Raw genomic sequence first — 2215 nt, forward strand, 5'->3', positions numbered from 1 at the left:
AAGCTAACAATTGTTTGTCTTGGTCTGGCCATCTTTAATTACCATTTTGAAAGGGTAAATAAAGCGTAGGTTATTGTGCATAATTTAGCCAATAATTTTGGGTGGCCATGTTATTCTTTAGCAACAGTGATAATAAGGCGTGTCATCTAAGCTAACAATTGTTTGTCTTGGTCTGGCCATCTTTAATTACCATTTTGAAAGGGTAAATAAAGCGTAGGTTATTGTTTGTTATTTAGCCAATAATCATGGGTGGCCATGTTATTCTTATAATCATGGGTGGCCATGTTATTCCTAATTGTTTGTCTTGGTCTGGCCATCTTCAATTACCATTTTGAAAGGGTAAATAAAGCGTAGTTTATTGTTTGTTATTTAGCCAATAATCATGGGTGGCCATGTTATTGTTACATCAAACCGCGCGTTTTCTCGAACTGTTATTTACATAATAAAGAGTAACATCCCACGTGTTCGGGCTTGTTCAACACTTGGGATAAGGACGCGGCTTCGCGCGGCCTATCCTTATTTGTTAGTTGCATTTGTAAACTCTAGAGTACGTAAGTTCTATGCAATATAATAGCTGCCCCGAATAACATAATACTTACCATGAACCAACAAAAAGCAAAAATAAATTGCCTTTGAATATGTCTAGGAACCTTATCTCTTTTTTCAAGCATACCATAGCGTTTAGCATGAAAAGAACTAAGGAATACTGTACCGTATTGCAACACACCTTGACCTGCAAAAAAAACATTTAAAGTGTAAAACCGAACACCATTATCGAGGATGTCCTCTAATAAAGGTAACCATTTAGATTTTAAGTAAAAAACAATGCCAATCCAAATAAAAATACCGGCGCCACCTGTAAAACCTAAAAACATCAAAGTCCTTGTTAGAGAGCTAAGTTCATGCATCAATCATTTAACTCCTTTGGACATATATAGTTCTTCGCCTAAAAACCCTCCAAGTTCACCACCATATTTCCCTCCAGCATAGCCTCCAGCCGACCCCGCAGCTACTGCACACCAAAAAGCACTTGTGCCTCCTGTAGGTAAACCAAAAACTAATGTACACGTTGCCCAAGTTGCGACCATACCTCCGCCTATACCACCAAGCACACTAGCTCCTGCTTTTCCAGTTTGAGTATACTTAGCCTTACTACACGTAGCAGTATCACTAACAGTACAAGCTTTTTGAATATTAGCTACAGCATCAAATCCAGTTAGAGCAATACCTACATAGCCAACACGCTTCAAATTACGTGACATTTCAGCTACAGCTGCATAGTTTCTGTGGAAATTAGGAACTGTGGTGACATTGCCTGCTTGCTTGCTCCATTGGTGAATGATGCTTTTACTGCTTAAACCTAAATTACTGCGAATGTCTCCAGAAATCAGTTTCCCACCAAAATTAGGTTGTGCAAAGCGACTAAGTGCTGTATCTAAACGTGCAAATTGAATTTTACGTTGAGTAAAGAAACTTCGATTATTTAAATTTCCGTTCGATTTATAACTAGTAACATAGGTACGTTCTAAGTCTTTCAGTATTGATTTTACTTGGCTGGTATGAGCATTCCATGCAGTATTACTCACACCTAAAAATAAGCCATTATAACTAGCAACGTTAGATAAAAACTCATATCTATTCACCAGTAACTGTTTTTCTGAATTACTCAATTTTAATAAAGTTAAGTCTACTGCTTTAGCAATATTTAAAAACTCAGCTTCCTCAATGGTACATTCTTTGGCATCTTCAGGTGACAATAATACAACTTGTCCAACTTGAACAATGCCATTCTTAATATGGGAATTAACCATTTTAAAGTGTTTGTAAGTATTCTCAGAAGGTGAGTTGTACATAATCATAATAAGTTGATCTACAGGCATCTGTTTTTCAATTATATGTATTGCTTTATTTTGTGTACTAGGTAGTGCGTCCATGTTTTAATCCTTTAATTTCCATTATAATTTTGTTGAATCCACAACAAATCGGTTGAGATTGTACTCAATATGTAGCTTTTAATAAAGCAACGTTTTCTAACTTTCGATATACTCAAAAGGTAGTTTTAGCATAAGCAACGCCTAATTAACAGGCGAAAAATAGTTGGTTAAAATATGCGACGAAGGAGCAAAAACAAACTGTTTTTTGTCCTTGTTTAATTTCTTGTATGGATAATAAACCCACCTAATTACACATAATTCCCAGTTTCGGGTAATGTGAG

General features: G+C 36.1%; 2 protein-coding genes. Both read right to left on the reverse strand.

Annotated elements, in window-relative coordinates:
- Nucleotides 1-542: 542 nt before the first annotated feature.
- On the reverse strand, nt 543-908 hold the full coding sequence (locus tag AAEY93_RS20175) for a hypothetical protein (RefSeq protein WP_351079412.1): 366 nt from the start codon (nt 906-908) through the stop codon (nt 543-545).
- 3 nt (nt 909-911) lie between these two features.
- Complete coding sequence (locus tag AAEY93_RS20180; protein ID WP_351079410.1) at nt 912-1934, reverse strand: hypothetical protein; 1023 nt, start codon at nt 1932-1934, stop codon at nt 912-914.
- Nucleotides 1935-2215: the final 281 nt, after the last annotated feature.

The organism is Shewanella sp. CAL98-MNA-CIBAN-0140 (assembly GCF_040309905.1).
GTDB classification, from domain to species: Bacteria; Pseudomonadota; Gammaproteobacteria; order Enterobacterales; family Shewanellaceae; genus Shewanella; species Shewanella psychromarinicola.

Coding starts and splice junctions, on each gene's coding strand:
- AAEY93_RS20175 (WP_351079412.1), bottom strand. CDS start 908: ATGCATGAACTTAGCTCTCTAACAAGGACTTTGATGTTTTTAGGTTTT.
- AAEY93_RS20180 (WP_351079410.1), bottom strand. CDS start 1,934: ATGGACGCACTACCTAGTACACAAAATAAAGCAATACATATAATTGAA.